The organism is Proteus columbae, assembly GCF_009914335.1.
Taxonomy (GTDB): Bacteria; Pseudomonadota; Gammaproteobacteria; order Enterobacterales; family Enterobacteriaceae; genus Proteus.
The window spans coordinates 642,874-662,915 of record NZ_CP043925.1 but is presented as its reverse complement, the minus strand read 5'-3'; the positions used below and the strand labels follow the sequence as shown (position 1 = coordinate 662,915).

The 20,042-nt window shown below is 36.9% G+C and carries 11 protein-coding genes; 5 read left to right on the top strand and 6 right to left on the bottom strand.

Features of this window, described 5'->3' with window-relative positions; all coding sequences use genetic code 11:
* Nucleotides 1-1,394 precede the first annotated feature (1,394 nt).
* Both exbD and exbB read right to left on the bottom strand, forming a co-directional pair.
* Nucleotides 1,395-1,823: a TonB system transport protein ExbD gene (exbD, locus tag F1325_RS03100; protein WP_075674386.1), complete on the bottom strand. Its 429-nt coding sequence runs from the start codon at nucleotides 1,821-1,823 to the stop codon at nucleotides 1,395-1,397.
* Between the two features lie 6 nt (nucleotides 1,824-1,829).
* Nucleotides 1,830-2,840, bottom strand: a complete 1,011-nt coding sequence (exbB, locus tag F1325_RS03095) for a tonB-system energizer ExbB (protein WP_109371807.1) — start codon at nucleotides 2,838-2,840, stop codon at nucleotides 1,830-1,832.
* A 329-nt stretch (nucleotides 2,841-3,169) separates the two neighbouring features.
* Here exbB and metC point away from each other — a divergent pair, with 329 nt between their 5' ends.
* Together metC and F1325_RS03085 are read left to right on the top strand one after the other, a co-directional pair.
* Nucleotides 3,170-4,360, top strand: a complete 1,191-nt coding sequence (gene metC, locus F1325_RS03090) for a cystathionine beta-lyase (protein WP_109371809.1) — start codon at nucleotides 3,170-3,172, stop codon at nucleotides 4,358-4,360.
* A gap of 125 nt (nucleotides 4,361-4,485) precedes the next feature.
* Complete coding sequence (locus F1325_RS03085; RefSeq protein ID WP_109371811.1) at nucleotides 4,486-5,154, top strand: DedA family protein; 669 nt, start codon at nucleotides 4,486-4,488, stop codon at nucleotides 5,152-5,154.
* 161 nt (nucleotides 5,155-5,315) lie between these two features.
* Here the strand turns inward: F1325_RS03085 and F1325_RS03080 are convergent, their stop codons facing one another.
* Nucleotides 5,316-6,098, bottom strand: a complete 783-nt coding sequence (locus F1325_RS03080) for a class I SAM-dependent methyltransferase (protein ID WP_109371813.1) — start codon at nucleotides 6,096-6,098, stop codon at nucleotides 5,316-5,318.
* A 180-nt stretch (nucleotides 6,099-6,278) separates the two neighbouring features.
* On the opposite strand from F1325_RS03080, the gene F1325_RS03075 reads away from it, so the two are divergent.
* The 3 genes from F1325_RS03075 to F1325_RS03065 all read left to right on the top strand — a co-directional run bounded on the left by F1325_RS03075 (nucleotide 6,279) and on the right by F1325_RS03065 (nucleotide 15,634).
* Nucleotides 6,279-7,436 carry an iron-containing alcohol dehydrogenase gene (locus F1325_RS03075; protein WP_109371815.1) on the top strand — a complete coding sequence of 386 codons (1,158 nt, stop codon included), beginning with the start codon at nucleotides 6,279-6,281 and terminating at the stop codon, nucleotides 7,434-7,436.
* 28 nt (nucleotides 7,437-7,464) lie between these two features.
* A complete protein-coding gene (gene dkgA / locus F1325_RS03070; RefSeq protein WP_109371817.1) occupies nucleotides 7,465-8,295 on the top strand; it encodes a 2,5-didehydrogluconate reductase DkgA in 831 nt (276 codons plus the stop codon).
* A gap of 214 nt (nucleotides 8,296-8,509) precedes the next feature.
* Nucleotides 8,510-15,634, top strand: coding sequence for an Ig-like domain-containing protein (locus tag F1325_RS03065; protein ID WP_160229979.1), 7,125 nt, complete (start codon nucleotides 8,510-8,512; stop codon nucleotides 15,632-15,634).
* Between the two features lie 63 nt (nucleotides 15,635-15,697).
* Here F1325_RS03065 and F1325_RS03060 read toward each other — a convergent pair whose 3' ends face one another.
* The 3 genes from F1325_RS03060 to carB form a co-directional block, all read right to left on the bottom strand.
* Nucleotides 15,698-16,063: a hypothetical protein gene (locus F1325_RS03060; protein ID WP_109371821.1), complete on the bottom strand. Its 366-nt coding sequence runs from the start codon at nucleotides 16,061-16,063 to the stop codon at nucleotides 15,698-15,700.
* Nucleotides 16,064-16,170: 107 nt separating this feature from the next.
* On the bottom strand, nucleotides 16,171-16,311 hold the full coding sequence (locus tag F1325_RS03055; RefSeq protein WP_406588702.1) for a Hok/Gef family protein: 141 nt from the start codon (nucleotides 16,309-16,311) through the stop codon (nucleotides 16,171-16,173).
* 488 nt (nucleotides 16,312-16,799) lie between these two features.
* Nucleotides 16,800-20,027 carry a carbamoyl-phosphate synthase large subunit gene (carB, locus tag F1325_RS03050; protein ID WP_109371823.1) on the bottom strand — a complete coding sequence of 1,076 codons (3,228 nt, stop codon included), beginning with the start codon at nucleotides 20,025-20,027 and terminating at the stop codon, nucleotides 16,800-16,802.
* Nucleotides 20,028-20,042: the final 15 nt, after the last annotated feature.

Sequence of the window (20,042 nt, the reverse complement as noted above, 5' to 3'; positions counted from 1 at the left end):
GTTAAAAATTGCATTTCATAAACAAGAAATGATTACATTAATATATTTAATTTCAGCTTATTTTCATTACCTATTTAGCTAATCTTCTTTCGTTATTAATTTTTAATCACCATAATTACTGTTTATTTAATAGACAAAAGTTAACCTGTTTTTCTTATCGTTTTTCATATAGTTATAAGTATATTCATTTTTGGAATAAGAAATTCCTCTAGTATAAAATCGTTATAAAATTAAGTACATATCGATATAAACATCATCAAAAAGATAAGATCATTAATAATTACTAATTAGTACACATTTGCAATAGTTTCGTTAAGTTATTTTATAATATATCGAATTTATAACGAAATTAACGTAAATAAAATCTCATGTTAAATCACTGTTATTTTTGTGGATAAAAAAAATACAATTTATCGATAAATAATCCCTAAATAGAGCTGATTTCTTTTTTTTGTGAGAATAGATAAAAGAAGTGGTCATAAATCTAAAAAATTAAAATATGCTTTGTTAACTGTTTGTAGTATTCAGTATGACAAGTACTTGTGAAGATCAGCAGGTAATGAGGTGTATGCCCTCTAAAGTGATGAGAAAGACAGGACAGGTAAAATAATGATAAAAGCAAAATCCCAGTTGATAAAAATAAAAAGCCATAACACCGAAATGTTATGGCTTCTAAATTTATTAAAATAATAAAATGCTATGTGTAGTTCTCTGCCTTTCACGTTTTATTTTACTCACTGCGTATCAAAGATAAGTAGTGGTTTGAATAAGTAAATAAAATCTACTTACCAGAAATTGGAATGACTGAAAACAACGGTCTACCTGGTGCAATAAAAAAATAAGTACCCAAATACGGATAACTTAGATAATAAATAAATTAGGCGTTATAACACATTACAAAATATTTCAATTTGTAACGTGAGTGCATTATATCCAATAAGATTTTTTGCGCAAGTTTTTTTACACTTAAATCAAATTTACATAAAGACATTATAAATCATAAGGTTATAGATAAATTTAACTTTAAAATGTCGAACTAAACAAATCTAAAAATGAAAAAAAATGAAGAGTTAATGAATATTAATGTTATAGGAGTTCAAATAATGATATCTACTTAGCATTAATTGATTCAGCCCGCCATTACTCAATAAATTTAATTAATCGTTTACTCATAAACTTAATCTACTTATTATTAATCTTATTTAACACTAAAGTTAAATTTTATTCTAACTCAATTTTATTAATAATATCGATAACCATTAAAAACGGTAAAAATATAAACTCTATTTCTTCTATACAATAAAAAAGCACTTTATTCATCATTTCACAACGACAAATAAAGTGCTTTTAAAATAGAGTAATAATACTTAAATAAATAGCTTATTTGCTAAAATTTAACCACCCGTAGAGACGGTTTCCATTCCCACTAGTCCAACTTTGAGATAACCCGCTTTTCTTAGCGAATCCATTGCCGACATTAACGTTTCATAATCAACCGTTTTATCAGCTTGGAAAAAGATTGTTGTCTCTTTGTTTGCTTGTGTCATGGTATCTAACACATTCGCCATCGTTTCATGTGTGACCATCTCTTCACCAATGAAAATTTGTTTATCCGACTTAATCGTTAAATAAACAGGCTTTTCAGGACGAGGTTGTGGTTTAGCACTTGAAGCGGGTAAATTTACTTTTATATCAACAGTAGCTAAAGGTGCCGCCACCATAAAGATAATGAGTAGAACCAACATGACATCAATAAAAGGCGTCACATTGATATCATGCAATTCATTATCATCACCTGAATCATCACCAAGACGCATTGCCATAATTCATTACCTTGCTTTGCTGTTTTCGATATCTAAATCACGGCTGACTAATGTCACCACACCTGTTGCGATATCACCAATTTCACCACGATAACCTGCGATCATACGAGCAAAAATGTTATAGATAATAACCGCTGGAATTGCCGCAATCAGACCAATCGCGGTTGCTAATAGCGCTTCTGCAATACCTGGTGCAACAACAGCAAGATTTGTCGTTTGAGAATGTGCAATACCGATGAAGCTATTCATGATCCCCCAAACCGTACCGAAAAGGCCGATAAAGGGAGAAATTGCACCGATTGTGGCTAAGTAACCATTACCGCGACCTAATTCACGAATAATTGCTGCAACGCGACGTTCCATACGCATTTCAACACGCTCTTTAATGCCTGATGCCACTTTACTTTCTTGAGAGTAAGTACGCTCTAATTCTGCATCATTAAAGAGATCAGCGGTTGCGCTCTTATTACCAAATTTTTTGCTAATCGCTAACGCATCGTTAAGTGATTTAGCTTCAACTAACTGAGCCGTCTCATTTCTTAAGCGACGACGCAGTGAGATCAAGTAACTTCCTTTCGCGAAAAATAGTGCCCAAGTAACAATAGAGGCTAACAATAAGCCAATCATGACACTTTTAACGACTAAGTCTGCATTACGGTACATGCCCATTACAGATAAATCTTCAGCGAATCCACCACCAGCAACCATTTCAGGTTGTACTTCTGATGGTGTATTTTCTGTCGCTGAAGGTACATTTTCTGAATTCTCAGCCGTTGTTACAGGTGTATTTTCACCTTCAGGCTTAGTGGTTTCAGTACCTACTGCTTTCACTTCATTACCCGTTGTAGAAGTCGTTGAAGCAGTAGCAGTTGTTGGTGTAGCTGTTCCCGGTGTAGAAGCTGTTGAAGAAACGGCAGCAGTAGTTGGCTGTTCAGTTGGTGTGGCAGGAATCGTATCCGCAAAAGCAGAGCCTGTCAGACCGATTGCCAATAGAATAGAAGCTGTCAAATTACGCATCAGTTGGCCTTTTACTCTCTTTTTTATCTATTTATTTATTCAGTAATGAAGCTTTTTCTTCACTACTTACCCAAAATCGTTCGCTTACAATCATCCTGTTTGCCATCAGGAAAGAGAAAACGCTCAAATGATATCAAACATGAAGCATTTTGATAGTAATTATCATTACTATTTGGCTATTTTTTTTTCATTTGTCGATTTTTAAGACAAATTATCGTTCTTTCACGTAACGTGAAATTTTATCAACTACTCTGCAAGCCTTTTGTACTTATCCAAAAAATGAATTAACTTGAGGTAAACACACCATCAATTAAAAGAAGGTATTAAGGATGACGCTAAAAAAACAAGAAACCTCACTCCTCCTTTCTGGTCGAGCTAAAAAATATTCCCAAGGCGCAGTAAACCCAATTATACAACGAACATCATCCGTTATTTTTGATTCCGTTGCACAAAAACGTGAAGCAACGAAAAAACGAGCGGAAGGTACGCTTTTTTATGGCCGTCGAGGTACAACCACACATTTTGCCTTACAAGAAGCTTTAACGGAATTAGAGCAAGGTGCAGGCTGCGCATTATTTCCTTCAGGTGCAGCTGCGATTACGCAATCTATACTCGCATTTATTGAGCAAGGTGCTCATATTCTTGTTACAGGCTCTGCCTACGATCCAACTCAAAATTTTTGTGATCAGATCTTACGTAAATTCTCAGTGACAACGACTTATTTTGATCCTTTAATCGGCAAAGAGATCAGCCAATTGCTACTTCCTGAAACAAAAATCGTTTTTCTTGAATCTCCAGGATCAATCACGATGGAAATTCAAGATCTACAAGGAATAGTCAATTCAGTGCGCCAATATAACCCTGAAATCATTATTATGATTGATAACACTTGGGCGGCGGGATTACTGCTTAAACCACTAACATTGGGTGCTGACATTTCAATCCAATCTGCCACAAAATATATTAATGGTCACTCTGATGGCATGTTAGGTTTTGCTGTGGCTAATGAACGTTGCTGGGCGCAGTTACGTGAAAATACCTATTTATTAGGTCAATGTGTTGATCCTGATACTGCTTATATGACAACAAGAGGATTAAGAACATTACCTGTCAGGATGAAACAACACGAACAAAGTGCATTAGAAGTCGCTCGCTGGTTAAAACAACATCCTTTAGTTGATAATGTTTATCACCCTGCTTTAGTCTCTTGCCCAGGACATGAATATTTCCAACGTGATTTCTCTGGTAGCAATGGGTTGTTCTCTTTTAGTTTAAGGAAAATCCTAACCACTGAAGAATTTGCACTTTTCTTGGATAACTTCTCATTATTTAAGATGGCGTTTTCATGGGGAGGATTTGAATCTTTAATTTTGGGTTATCAACCTAATGATATTAAAGCGATGCGCCAATATGAAACTCAGCCAACATTTACGGGAACACTATTTCGCATTCATATTGGATTAGAAAATGTAGATGACCTTATTGAAGATCTAGAACAAGCCTTTTTACGTATTTCTTAATAAAGAATGAATTTTTTATTAAAAAAAATCTATCCCTGTGGTTCCACAGGGATTAAATCAAACTGTTCTCTTTATTTTGCGTTAGAATAGCGAACATAAAGTCCTTTTTTAATGCGAGTTCGCTAATGGGTACATTAAAAGAGATCATTCACGCGCTAATGCAACACGATTATATGGTGTTAGCTAATCCAAATGTGCTGTGGGTTATCTATATTGTTCTTTTTGTTATTATTATGCTGGAAAACGGGGTATTACCCGCCGCATTTTTACCAGGAGATACACTGCTTATTCTTTGCGGTGCCTTAATTGCAAAAGGTGTTTTACACTTTTTCCCGACTATCATTATATTAGGCGCTGCCGCGAGTATTGGGAGTTGGCTCGGATTTTTACAGGGCCGCTGGCTAAGTGATACAAAAATAGTTAAACGTTGGATGGCTCAATTACCAGAGCAATATCATCATAAGGCAAATGATCTCTTCCATCGCCAAGGGTTATACGCGCTATTACTGGGTCGTTTTATTGGGTTCGTGCGTACATTATTACCGACGCTGGCTGGCTTATCAGAATTACAACAACGTCGCTTTCAAATATTTAACTGGTTAAGTGGTTTCTTATGGGTGGGGATTATTGTTTCTTTAGGCTATGTACTAAATCTTATTCCTTTTATTCAAAAGCATGAAACCTTAGTCATGAATATTTTGATGACATTACCTGTATTACTCTTAAGTGCAGGTTTAATTGGTTCGATTGTGATGTATATTCGCCATCGTAAAAATAGTACCAGTAATAAGTAATTAAAAAAACGCCATTATGTTAATCATCATAATGGCGTTTTTAATCATCTAATACCTCAAAAGTTCAGTTGTTCATTGTCTTATCTCCTATCTTTTTAATATCTCAGTAAAAATTCATTGATATTTATCACCGTCATCTTTTTGCCTTAATCTGTATGTCGTTAAAGCTTAATGGCTTTTGACGCAATAAACGTTGGAATATAACTATCAACGAGAAAACGAGCATGAGGGGCAAAATCTTCAACAAAATCTTGTAATAAGAAACCCGCTTTTAGCTGCCCACCAATAAGGTCAGTTAAAGAATGACCAAATACAAGTCCATCACCTTTTGCGACTTTTTCTTGCAGGATCTCCGAAGGTAGTGAACCTTGATCGCTATATGGTAATCGGTAAGTCGGTCTTATTAATCCCTGTGAGCGCAATTGCGGATCTCTATCATCAATAAAAACAACGGGATTATAAAAACTCGCCATCAAGACACCGCCTTTTTTCAAAACACGGTAGCACTCTTGCCAAACGGGATTAACATCCGCTACATATAAGTTTGAAATAGGATGAAAAATAATATCAAAACTTTCATCAGCAAATGCGGTTAAATCCGCCATATCACCTTGTACTGTGACCAAATCTAACTGATGCTTTTGTGCCAATTGATGGTCTTTGCTTAATTGACCTTCTGATAAATCAAATACCGTCACAATGCCACCAGCAGCAGCTAAAATAGGCGCTTGTTGCCCACCGGCAGAAGCTAAACAGAGTATTTTTTTACCTTTAATATCTGCTAACCACTCTTTTTTAACCGGATGAGGTGTTAAATGGACTTTCCAGTTTCCTTGTTTTGCCGCGATAATTTCTTCATCACTTACAGGTTTAGACCACTGATTTTCCATTGCGGCTTGTTTATCCCAATGTTCTTGGTTTAATGTTAAATAATGATTTTCCATATTACTCCTTATAAATTAGCTACAATTTGAATTGTTGTAGTCATTAAGAAAGATAATTCATCTCTTATTTCTACAACCTTACAGTTATAGTTATGTCATGCTATTTCGTCTAGACACAGTGAAAAACTTTTTCCTGATTAATTGTCATATTGCAGAACATCAAATTAAGGTGGATACAAAATGCAAAACTTTACTTATTACTCCCCCACTCGCCTTCATTTTGGTCAAGGGCAAATAGAAAAACTACGTTCTGAAATCGGAAAAAATGAAAGAATTTTGCTGACTTATGGTGGTGGCAGTATTAAACGCAACGGCGTTCTAGATCAAATCTATACGGCACTCCCTGGTTATCAAATTCATGAATTTAGTGGTATTGAACCCAATCCTTCTTATGAAACATTAATGAAAGCCGTTTCTTATGCCAGATATCATGGTATTACGCATTTATTAGCAGTAGGGGGCGGGTCAGTTATTGATGGCACAAAATTTATTGCAGCCGCGATACCTTATAAAGGTGAACCTTGGGAAATCGTTACCAGTCGCGGTAAAGTCATCGAAAATGCAATACCTTTAAGCTGTGTATTAACACTTCCAGCAACGGGAACAGAAACCAACAGTTTTTCTGTTATCAGCAGAAAACAGACCATGGATAAACAAAGCTTTGCTAGCCCTCATGTTTACCCTCATTGCGCTATTTTAGATCCAACAACCACTTATTCTCTGCCACCAAGACAAACCGCAAACGGTGTTGTTGACGCTTTTATTCATATATTAGAGCAATATCTCACTTATCCGGTGAATGCTCGTGTACAAGATGAGTATGCAGAAGGTCTTTTACGGATTTTAATTGATCAAGGACCAAAAGCGCTGACATCACCTACAGACTATGATATCCGTGCTAATATAATGTGGACAGCATCACAAGCCCTTAATGGTATCCTTGGTGTTGGTGTTCCTCAAGATTGGGCTACACATGCATTAGGCCACGAACTCACGGCATTACACGGGCTTGATCATGCACAAACTCTCGCCATCGTTTTACCTGCCCTATTAAATGAAAAACGGCAGGCTAAATATGAGAAGTTAATCCAATATGCACAAAAAGTTTGGGGTATAAACCAAGGTTCTGACGCTTTTAAAATTGAAACTGCGATTAATGAAACTCGAAAATTCTTTGAATTAATGGGACTTAGAACTCGACTAACTGATTTCAAAATCACTGAAGAAGATATTCCAGCTTTAGTGCGAAAATTGGAAGAGCACGGACAAACCGCACTAGGCGAGCATCAAGATATCACATTAGAAGTCAGTCAACGTATTTATACAGCGGCACTCTAAGTACTTTAATGCGACTTTGGAGACAGAAATGGATAAACCTAAACTGATCAAGCTATCTGATGGAAATACCATTCCACAACTTGGTCTTGGTGTTTGGAAAGCAGATAATCATCAAGTTGTTAACGCTATTCATCACGCACTTGATACAGGCTATCGCCTTTTTGATACGGCAGCGATTTATCATAATGAAGAAGGTGTGGGTAAAGCGTTAAAACAGGTCACTGTTCCTCGTGAGGAGCTTTTTATCACAACAAAATTATGGAACAACGATCAAACGCATGCTCGTGGTGCTGTCTTAGAAAGTCTCCAGCGTTTGCAACTTGATTATATTGATCTCTATTTAATGCATTGGCCTGCCCCCTCACGCGAGCTTTATGTTGAAGCGTGGAAACAGATGATTATTTTGCAAAAAGAAGGGTTAGTAAAAAGTATTGGTGTTTGTAATTTTAAAGAAGAACATCTTGAACGTATCATTACTGAAACAGGTGTAACCCCAGTTATTAATCAGATTGAAATTCACCCTTTAATGCAACAAGCGCCATTAAGAGCATGGAACACAACGCATAATATTGTGACCGAATCTTGGAGCCCTTTAGCACAAGGTGGTGAAGGTGTTTTCAACCAGCCCATTATTCAAAAACTTGCCGAAAAATATCATAAAACCCCAGCACAAATTGTTTTACGTTGGCACCTAGATAGTGGACTTGTGGTGATCCCTAAATCTGTTACGCCTTCTCGCATAGAAGAAAACTTCCATATTTTTGATTTTAAATTGGAGAAAGAGGAAGTTGCAGAAATGGCAGCACTTGATCAGAAAAAACGTTTAGGTCCTGATCCTGATATTTTTGTTGATATCTAATTTTTGATGTTGAATAAAAAGCCAATAGTATTTATTCCTATTGGCTTTTTTATACCTAAAATTCCCTTTCAATTTTTATTTCTAAACTTATTTTATTTTTTTGATCATTTATTTTTATATATTGAATAATTAATTAATTCAAGTTCACTTTCTGATATCTAAAACATCTATAAATACGAGAATCTCATCATTATTTGTTACGGTGAGTTTAAAAATGACAAAATTTAAAAGTGGACTAACGCCTCAACTCTCTTCTATTACAAAGAAAGTTGCTTGGTTTAATATTTTTATTCAACTGGCATTTCCTATCTCAGCAACCCTTCCAGCCAATGTGTTTGCTGACGGAAATAACCAAGAAAAACAGGCTATTAATTTATTAAAAAAACAGAAAACTTATCAGGTTAATGCGGGCGATACACCGGAATCTATCGCTAAGCAATTTAATATAAAATTATTTAAGCTTATAGAAGCTAATCCTGATTATGTCTCTTTAGTGGGTAAATTAAAAATAAAGGTGGGCATAACACTTAATATCCCCGATGAGCCTTTATTAACAAAAAAATGGCTAAATAATAATCAAGATATTCCGATCCCTTCAACTAACGGGCAAGAACTAGCCCAAATTATTGTCGATAATTCATCTTTATTAAATAGAGATACTGATGCGACACAATTCGCAATAAGCAAAATATCAAATAAAGCCAATCAACAAATAGAACAATGGCTTAATCAATTTGGCCATGCTCGTGTGTCACTTTCTACTGATAAAAATTTCACATTAGAAAATAGCTCAGCCGATCTCTTGATCCCATTGTACGATCAAGAAAAAAACTTAGTTTTCTCTCAAACCAGTTATCATCGTAAAGACTCTCGTAGCCAATTAAACCAAGGGATTGGCTACCGATATTTTACTGATAAATTTATGGTGGGTCTGAATGCTTTTTATGACTACGATTTAAGTCGTTATCACAGCCGTTTTGGTGTGGGAGGTGAAGTATGGCGAGACTATTTTAAATTAAGTGTAAATCACTATCACCGTCTATCTAATTGGCGTACCTCTGACGACGTTATAGATTATAACGAGCGTCCTGCTAATGGGTGGGATATTCGTACAGAAAGCTATCTGCCCGCTTACCCACAATTAGGCGCAAAACTTATTTTTGAACAATATTACGGTAAAGAAGTCGGCTTATTTGGCAAAGATAATCGCCAAGAAAATCCTCACGCTTATACTGCGGGATTAACTTATACACCAGTACCTTTAATTACCTTTGGCGCTGAACGTCGTTTTGGTTTAAATGACAACAGTGATAATAAATTTGATGTGAATATCCAATATCGACTTGGAGAATCACTCTCTTCACAACTTAACCCCGATAATGTTCGAGCAACTCGTTTAATGTCAGGAAATCGCTATGATTTTGTTGATAGAAATAATGACATTGTTTTGGAATATAAAAAGAAAAATTTAGTCTTCCTTTCTATAAATCCAACCCTTAACGGTTATGCGAAAGAAGAAAAAGATTTAGGTGTGCAAGTTCGTTCAAAATATCCTGTTAAACAGATTGAGTGGTCAGCAAGTCGCTTAATCGCTAATGGAGGTAAAATTAATCATAATAATAATCTTAACTATTCTATAATTCTTCCTCGTCATATTTCAGGTTCAACTGAAAAAAACAGCTACACAATAAGTGCTGTTGCTATTGATGAACAAGGTAATCGTTCTGATCCCGTACAAAGTCAAATTACGGTTGATCAATCCGCGGTTAATACACAAAATAGCCAATTTACACCTAAAGTGACACAACTGTCTGCTGACAACCATTCTTCACAAAATCTGACTTTATCAATCCTCGATAATGATAAACTTCCCGTTGATATCAATATCAAAGAACTCTCACTACAAGTTCAATCTAATAATCCTATCAGTAATAGCAAAGTTTCCAATTTCAGCCGAATAGATGCAGGGAAATATCAAGTCACAATCACCGCAGGAAGTACACCTGAAATGGTGACATTAACACCCAAATTTAGAGATAACACCTTTAATCAGGCACAAGTGGCTTTTGTTGCTGATATACATTCCGCCATTATTGCTAAAGGTGGATTAACCGTAATTAAAAACGGCGAACCTGCTGATGGTAAAAGCCAAAATAAAATCCAAGTTATCGTAACTGATATTAATGCCAATAAAATTCCTAACTATCCCGTCTCTTTTACTGCAGATAATGGAGCAACGATTATTGGGCAAGCAAATACAGATGCTGAAGGTAAAATCATTGTTCCCATTACCAATACACGTAGTGGTAAAAGCATAATTGATGTTAGTGTTAAAAATATCCCCTATTCAACTAATGTTGATTTTATTGCTGATAAAAGTTCGGCCCAAATAAATGCTTTCACAATTAATCCAAATAATTCATTTGCCAATGGCAAAGATGAAAAGCATATTGCTTTCAATATTATTGATAAAAATAACAACCCTGTTCCTGGTATCGAAATTGAATTATCTGCTGATAATCAAGCTCAACTTAAAAAAACTGAGTTGCTGACGGATATTCAAGGTAATGCATCAACAACGATGACCAGCCAAATAGCAGGCGTAACCACGGTAACTGCATGGGTTAATCAAAAAGACAGGAAAGAGACAACGCATTTTATTGCCGATCTATCCAACGGTAAAATTATTTCATTAACGCCATCGGCAAAACCTTATATTGCTGATGGTAAAACAGCAGTAACCTTTACTGCTGTCGTTGAAGATAACAACCACAACATCTTGCCAGATGCAAAAGTCATTTGGACAACTGATCGTGATCAACAGATTGTTTCTATTAATGAAATTTCAACCACTAATAACCAAGGGGTTGCTCAAACGACAGTGACCAGTACTCAAGCCTTTGATGTTATTGTTACTGCCCGCCTCAGTAATGGGTCACATAATGAATCACCTATTACTTTTATTGCCGATGACAAAAAAGGGTTAATTACCTTAACCAGCAATAAAACTCAAATTACTGCAGATAATAAAGAACAGGCCGTATTAAGCGCGGTTGTAAAAGATAAGTTCGGCAATAAATTACCTAATGTTACCGTCAATTGGGATATTAACGGCGGAACAGCAAATCAAAAAGAGACAAAAACCAACCAACAAGGTGAAACGGCTATTTTGATTAATACCGTTCGAGCAGGAACCATTACCGCCACTGCTTTACTCGAAAATGGAAATAAAGACCAGACGACAATAATAGCCGTTTCTGATCCGAACAGTGCAACAATTTCTTTATTGGCTAATAATAAAACAGAAGCTATTGCTAATGATAATGATACCATTATAGTTACAGCTCATGTCGTTGATGCTAATAATAATCCGTTAATCCAACAATCTGTTTTCTGGAATGCATCACCCAATCATCCTAATAAAGAGATAGTAAAAACAGATATTCATGGTAATGCACAAGTCGAAATAAAAGGAAAAATAGCACAGGCAATAAAATTAACTGGCCGTCTAGATAATAATCAAAATGCATCAATTGATCTTTTATTTAAACCTGGGGACGTAGAGAAAGCCCATAGCCACTTTAAATTAGATCCACAAACCATCGTAGCTAATGGTAAAAATGTCTCTATTGGTACTATCGAATTAAAAGACCAATTTGATAACCCAGTTCCTAAACAAGAAAAATATATCAGCCTTAGTGGCAATAATCCCACTATTACATTCAGTAATGTTATTGATAAAAACAACGGAATTTATCAGTTTGAAATTAAAGGGAAAAAAGAAGGTATTAGTGAGATAACAGCAAAATATGGTGTAACAAATCCATTTTCCCTAACACAGCCTCTTGGTTTTGTTGCCGACACGCAAAATGCCATGATCCAATCTGTAAACGTCATTGCGCCTTATACTGTCACTGCAAATGGGAAAGATAGTGTCGTTATTAAAGCCCATATTGTAGATAAGCAAGGCAACCCAAGCATGGAAGGCATTACGGTAGGTTGGCAAACCTCATTAGGTCAACTTTCACCATTACCAATTAGTAAAACAGATAAGAATGGGGTTGCAGAGATTGCGCTGATAAGTACACAAGCAGGCACAGCAAAAGTCACTGCAATGCTAGATGCTCAAGAGTTTCTTGAAGCTGATCATGACATCATATTTACAACTGATGTCATCTCTGCAACTCGCTCTACACTTGCTCTTTCACCATCCATCATTACAGCGGGTGATGGAACTCACTCTTATGATCAATCAGATATTACGGTCATTGCAAAAGATAATCAGGGGAACTTACTCACTGGATTAAAAGATGATATTAAACTTCAATACTCCACTAATCTTAAAGAGAGTAAATTTACCGAGAGTAGCACAGGTGTTTATAAAGCCACAATCAGCGCCCAAAAAACAGGTACAACAGAAATTCATGCCACTATTAACAGTATAACCTTAGCTCAATCGGTTTCACTAACCGTTGTTGCTGATAATCTCAGTGCTAAAGTACGCGATATTATTATCAGTGATATGGCACCTAAAGCCGGAGACACTATCACTTATACTGCTTATTTAATTGATAAATATGATAATCCTGTTAGTAATGATACGCCTGTCACTTGGACATCCGACAATGTCAGTGTTTTAACCTCAGCACTGACGTTTACAGATGATAAAGGTGTAGCGAAAACAAAATTAACACGCGGCCCAGCTGGATTAGCAAAAGTTAATGTCCACTTAAAATCAGGGGATTACCCTGCAAAAGATGTCAACTTTATCGCTAATGACGTTGATGAAAACCTTTCAGAAATCAACTTAATACCAGCCACAATCATCGCCAATGGCACAGATAAAGCATTACTCACTTTAACGATTAAAGATAAAGGCGGCAATATTCTACCGGATCAGCAAGTTGAAGGTATCCCTAATAACTCAATTGTTCAGTTTAGCCAAGCCCAACAAGTCTCTTCAGGTCATTATGAAATTGAAGTAACGGGCACTAAAGCAGGTACAGTACCATTAGGTGTTAGAGTTAATGGTGTTGATTTCAAAAAACAAAAAATCTTACAACTACGTGCAGATGCAAAAACCAGGAAAATAAAATCTGTCGATGTCGATAGAACAAGCATAATCGCCGGAGATAATGGTGTTAATTATCAAGCAACCATTGTGGATGCCAATGACAATATATTGTCTAACGTTATTGTAGTATGGGAGTTACAAGGTGTAGCTGATAAATATAACCATATTACCTATACAGATACCCATGGTATCGCAAGAACAAAAGTCACCAGTACTGTTGCCGGTATATTGAAAATGGACGTGGCTCTTGATTCAAATAATTATAAGCCAATTCAAGATGTAACCGTAAATCCAGCTGATATTGATGCCAATCAATCAACCTTTAATAGTAACCGTCAATCAATTGGGGGAAATGATAAAGATAGCGCCCTACTCACTGTAAATTTAATGGATAAATATGGCAATGCCATTGACGGTAAAAAAGTTTCAATAAAAACAACCAGTGGTAAACCTAATTTTAGTGATAACCCACTCAATTCATTAGGAAAGGGGAAATATCAAACTAATCTTACTTCAAATGTTAAAACAGATATTATTTTAACGGCTGAAGCGGAAGGATTAGCCATTGCGAAACCATTAACCATAAAAGTCACTATTCCGAAACCTGATATTATTTTTGACAAACAAATCCAACAAGAAACCTACGCTTCAGCACCGATCAGCGCACTAGGTTATACCGGATTGCCTAATAATATTAATATGATGTGGTCTAGTTCCGATCCGACTATTGCCTCTATCGATACAACTAGCGGTCGTATTTCGATGAAAAAAGCGGGTACTACAGTTATCACATTACAAACATCAGGTAATGATCAATATCAACCAGCGCAAAGTAGTTATCCTTTAGTCATTGAAAAAGCGAAACCTATTTTACAATTAGCGTCATCGGGTACGATTAAATCGGTATGGAATGATGGAGTAGTGCATAACGTTAACGCCACTTTTGGCAATACAGACGTAAAAAATATTCCTTTGTATTATCTCAGTGATGATCAACGTGTAGCCACTGTTGATACACAAGGCACTATTACAGAAGTAAAACCAGGCAAAACGAAAATACACATCAAAAGTGATGCGACTGATCAATTTCTAGCAGATACGTTGGCAGTGGATTACGAGCAAGATAAAGGAACACTCCAAATCGCTTTTGCAAAAAATGACATTATTTTATCTGAAACGGATACTAATATTGATGTACAACAACCAACAATTCCATTGCCTAAAGAAGCTCTAGGTATCTGGTCAGCAAAAGATCCTAATATTGTGGCAATAAAAGAAAGCGGGGTTATTGTTAAAGTCAATCCAGGTAAAACAGATATCATTTTGACATCAAAAGAAAATGATTACTTTCATCAATCTCAAGGTTCTTATTCTGTCGATGTCAGAAAAGTACCTCATATCACTATTAACTCAGTAACACGAAGGGTTGATAACAATAAAAATGCACAAATCATGCCTCATGAGAATATATCGATAAATTGGACTCCTGTTTATGAAGATGATTCGTTAACTTTTTCTTGGTTACCGCCAGATACAGCAGCAAGTGATTATGCAGTTAATCTTGAATTATGGGATGGAAATCAAAAAACCAGTCAAATCCTTGCTTATGACCACAATCAGCTTATTGGTAGACCAAAAATCACTAGCTCATTTAAGCTTGATAAAAATTTATTTAAAAGTACTCAGCTTAAAATCAAAGTCATTGTGTTTGACATTTACGATCATGATCCAAGTACAAATACAGGTAGACAATATGCGGTTTATTATCCACTAGATGTAAAACCGATTCATCCTAGGTATATGGATTTAGAATTAAACGGCTCTATTTCATTTATTAATACTACTAGTGCTAGTGTGCCGAGAAATTCATGTAGAATGAGTGGATTGGATAGTATGGTTCATGTTATTGCAAGGCCGATGTTTACATTAGGAAACCACGCAAGTGATTTCTTTGAGCCCGCCACGGTATCTCACAAACTTATTGATATACAAGGCGATTCTACTCGTGGTTCAGTCGATTACAACGATGGAGATACTTATACATCTAGAATTGAGAACCAACGTTTCCCATTTAATAGTCATTCACTGGCAATAAAAGAAGACTGTTGGGGGAGTGGTGGCGGTGCTTCTGCCCATCATGGTAATGCAACGTTAATTACCTCTGTCACTATCGCAGGTGAAACATATGAGTTTAAACAACATGTTAATTGGGATGGAGATGGTGCTTCATCACAAAATAATATAACAAAAATTAGCCAACTTTAGTTAATAACCATAAAGAGCCTCTCGAGGCTCTTTATTAATTTAAAGCTGTTTTTCTAAATCAGTTTATTTCGTTGATTGATATCTCTTTTGATACTTTACGTTTACCAACGTTACTAATAAAGCAAAGAGTACAATCATTGCAGCCAATCCAAAACCACCACGATATCCAATAATGGCAGTTAAACTCACTAACATCATTGCACACGCAATTTCACCAATATCACGCATGCTTTGCACGGCTGTCATATCTGTACCAGCTTGATTATCTGTTGAAGCGAATCGCATACCTGCGGTCATAATAGCTACAGAAGTGATCCCCGAAGATAAAGCGCCTAAAGCACACAATAATCCTGCGGAAAAAGCACGCCAAACACCGATTTTATTGATTAACCAAGCCCCACCACCACAACCAAAGAACAGAGTGACCATTCACCCCACAATTTGGATCGCATTGATTTTAGATAATAGAGTGCTTGTACCAAAAATCTGACAATTTGAAGAAAAATGGGGAGGAAGAAAACCGCCCCCCCAGCAAACTATTTATAACACATCAAAATAGCTTGAACGACTGTGTTTCCATTACTAATGTTAAGTGAACATAATCGTTCGCCTACAATTATTGTAAAACATAGAACAGTCACACAGATAACCGTAATGCCAAATAAGGTTATTTTCATCAATTTCATTGACTGCTTTCGGAAAAGGACACAGAATCAAGTTGTTGATATTTGAGTCTGTCCCCGGATTTTATGAAAATAGAATTCGGGGCTTTTCTCTTTTTGGCTCTAGCAAAATGCTTGAACCAAAATGATCCAAGCACCCGCCAATATAGTAACAGAAATTTCTCTATCCCCTATACCTTATCAGTAGCAAACAAAAAATTTAAATCAATTAAAACAACATATTACTAAGTCATGCAAAATGATTTTCTCTTGACTCAAGCGACAAAAAAAGACAAAATTAACCCGCTAAAACAAAGAAATTAACTTGTTTTATCTTCTTGACTCCTTACTTGAAACAAAAAGATCCGCACCTACCTCTTTGTTTTGCACTAGCCCCAAATAAATTTATTTGGGGCTATCTTTTTTATATCAAATAGAAAAATAAAAAATCCCGAATACAAGTCTCCTCATATTCGGGATCATTATTACAACAATAAATAATATTAAGATTTATTTATCTTTTTATGCATTTCTTGAACTGAGATAACACTTTCCGTAGGGTCTGCTGTTAATGACAGCGTTGTCGCAAATCCGCCATTTAACGTCGTGTCATAATGGACTTTATATCTTAATGCACTACGACGAATAATTTTAGAATCTTCAATGGCTTGACGACCAGAAGTCGTATTAACAATATAGTCATATTCGCCATTTTTAATTCTATCTTCAATATGTGGCCGACCTTCATGAACTTTATTCACTAAGCGTGGATTTATTCCCGCCTCACCTAATACAATGGCTGTACCATGTGTAGCATCTAATTCAAATCCACTTTTTAGTAATTTTGTTGCTAAATCAACAACTCGCTTTTTATCACCAGCACGCACAGAAAGAAGCGCTCTGCCTTTTTTCTTCATGGTAGAACTGCTACCTAACATTGCTTTAGCAAAGGCTTGAGCAAAGGTTGCACCAACGCCCATCACTTCACCTGTTGAACGCATTTCAGGCCCTAAAATCGGATCAACACCTGCAAACTTATTGAAAGGTAAAACTACCTCTTTTACAGAGTAATAAGGTGGAATAACTTCTTTTGTAACCCCCTGCTCTTCAAGGCTTTGACCAATCATGACACGCGCAGCGACTTTGGCTAATGGCACACCTGTGGCTTTTGACACAAAAGGTACGGTACGAGCAGCACGAGGATTGACTTCGATAAGGTAAACATCGTTACCTTTCACCGCAAATTGTACGTTCATTAGCCCTTTGACTCCAAGTTCAAACGCAAGTGAGCGTACTTGTTTACGCATCACATCTTGAATTTCTTGGCTTAGGGTATAAGCAGGCAATGAGCAAGCTGAGTCACCAGAGTGAACACCCGCTTGTTCGATATGCTCCATAATGCCACCAATCACGACTTGTTGACCGTCACAAATCGCATCAACATCGACTTCAATCGCATCATCAAGGAAGCGATCTAACAACACGGGAGCATCGTTTGACACACTAACCGCAGTTTGGAAATAGCGTCTTAAATCGATTTCGTCGTAAACAATCTCCATTGCGCGTCCACCAAGTACATAAGAAGGACGAACCACCAGCGGATAGCCAATTAATTGTGCTTTTTCTACCGCCTCTTCTAAAGCGGTTACAGTGGCATTTTCAGGCTGTTTAAGCCCTAATTTATCCACTGCTTTTTGGAAACGTTCACGATCTTCTGCTTTATCAATAGCATCTGGCGTTGTGCCAATAACTGGCACGCCTTCAGCTTCCAGTGCTCTGGCTAGTTTTAATGGTGTTTGTCCACCATATTGCACGATAACCCCTTTCGGCTTTTCAATTCGTACAATTTCAAGTACATCTTCTAATGTGACAGGTTCAAAATAGAGTCTGTCAGAAGTATCGTAATCTGTTGAAACCGTTTCAGGGTTACAGTTCACCATAATGGTTTCGTAACCGTCTTCACGCAACGCAAGCGCGGCATGAACACAACAATAATCAAATTCTATTCCTTGCCCTATACGGTTTGGTCCACCACCTAAGATCATGACTTTAGGTTTGTCTTGATGTGGATTTGCCTCGCACTCTTCTTCATAAGTCGAGTACATATAAGCGGTATCCGTAGCAAATTCTGCTGCACAAGTATCAACACGTTTATAGACAGGATGGAGTTGATATTGCTCCCGTAACTGGCGAATAACAGGCTCTTTTACGTTAAGTATTTTAGCTAAACGTGCATCAGCAAAACCTTTACGTTTTAACTGACGTAAGAAATCAGCGCTTAAGCCTTTTATACCGACTTCACTGACTTTTTCTTCAAGGCGAACGATTTCTTCTATTTGAACTAAGAACCAGCGATCAATATTGGTGAGGTTAAATACACCATCAACGGATAGCCCTGCTCGGAAGGCATCCGCGATATACCAAATTCGGTCAGAGCCTGCTTCTTTTAGCTCACGGCGAATTTTCGTTAATGCTTCTGGATCGTCTAAATCGACTTTAGGATCAAAACCTGTCGCCCCCACTTCGAGGCCTCGTAATGCTTTTTGCAAAGATTCTTGTTGTGTTCTACCAATTGCCATCACTTCGCCAACAGATTTCATTTGCGTTGTTAATCTGTCATTGGTTCCTGCAAATTTTTCAAAGTTAAAGCGAGGAATTTTTGTCACAACATAATCAATAGAAGGTTCGAAAGAGGCTGGTGTTCTCCCTCCAGTGATATCATTCATCAGCTCATCGAGGGTGTAACCTACTGCTAATTTTGCAGCAACTTTCGCAATTGGGAAGCCTGTCGCTTTAGATGCCAGAGCTGATGAACGAGAAACCCTAGGGTTCATTTCGATAACAATCAAGCGCCCTGTTTTAGGATCAACAGCAAACTGAACGTTAGAACCGCCCGTTTCAACACCTATTTCACGTAATACCGCCATCGAGGCATTACGCATAATTTGATATTCTTTGTCAGTAAGTGTTTGTGCTGGCGCGACGGTAATGGAATCGCCTGTATGAATTCCCATTGCATCAAAGTTTTCGATAGAGCAGACGATAATGCAGTTGTCGTTTTTATCACGCACCACTTCCATTTCATACTCTTTCCAACCAATTAAAGATTCATCAATTAACAGTTCATTGGTGGGTGATAAATCTAAGCCTCGCGTACAAATTTCTTCAAATTCTTCACGATTATAGGCGATCCCGCCCCCCGTTCCGCCCATTGTGAATGAAGGGCGAATAATACAAGGAAAACCCACTTGTTCAGCAACAGCAAAAGCTTCATCAAGGTTATGTGCAATACCTGAACGAGCAGTATCTAAACCGATTTTTTTCATCGCTTTATCAAAGCGTTGTCTATCTTCTGCTTTATCAATTGCATCGGCTGTTGCACCAATCATGGTGACACCAAATTCAGCCAAGACACCTTGGCGCTCTAGCTCTAGCGCACAGTTCAGTGCAGTTTGCCCACCCATTGTTGGCAATACCGCATCAGGGCGCTCTTTTTCAATAATTTTTCTCACAACTTGCCAGTGAATAGGCTCGATGTACGTTGCATCGGCCATTTCAGGATCGGTCATAATGGTTGCAGGATTTGAATTTACCAAAACAACTCGATATCCCTCTTCACGTAGGGCTTTACATGCTTGCGCGCCTGAATAGTCAAATTCACACGCTTGCCCGATAACAATCGGCCCAGCACCTAAAATCAGGATTGTTTTGATATCTGTTCTTTTAGCCATTTTCTTTCGCTCCTG